Annotated in this window: 1 protein-coding gene; it reads left to right on the top strand. The window is 77.1% G+C overall.

Features of this window, described 5'->3' with window-relative positions; genetic code table 11:
- A partial coding sequence (locus ACVNF4_RS36895) for an RNA polymerase sigma factor (protein WP_461807156.1) occupies positions 1 to 506 on the top strand: 506 nt, incomplete at both ends.

The raw sequence follows: 506 nt of genomic DNA, 5'->3' as shown, positions 1-506 counted from the left end.
GCGGGCACCGGATGCCCGGCGAGGGCGGCGAGCTGCGGGCGTGGCTGTACGCGCTCGCGCGCTGGTCGTGTCTGCGCAGGCTGGCGGAGGCCAGGCACGGGCGGGCGGCGGAGGCCAAGCAGAAACGTCATCCCTCGCCCTCCGGACCGCAGCCAGGGACACCGGACGCCGACGAGGCCGACCAGGAGCGGCGGCGCCGTGAACTCGCCCTGCTGGCCTGGCCGGAGGCCGCCGGCACCAGCCCGGAGCAGCGGGAGGCGCTCGAACTCGCCGTACGGCACCGGCTCGGGGCTCCCGAGGTCGCCGCCGTCCTCGGTATGGAGCCCGCCGCCACGCGCGAACTGCTCTCCTCGGCCGCCTGCGAGGTCGAACGCACGCGCGCGGCGCTCGCCGTCGTCGAGACCGGTGGCTGTCCCGGGGTGGCCCGGCTCGCGGACGGCCACCACCTGGTGCTCAGTGCGGCCCTGCGGCGCGAACTCGTCCGGCACGTCGACGACTGCCCGCAC

This window comes from Streptomyces sp. S6 (assembly GCF_054880855.1).
Note: the sequence above shows the minus strand (reverse complement) of the source record. Positions and strands in the feature narration are given on the sequence as shown.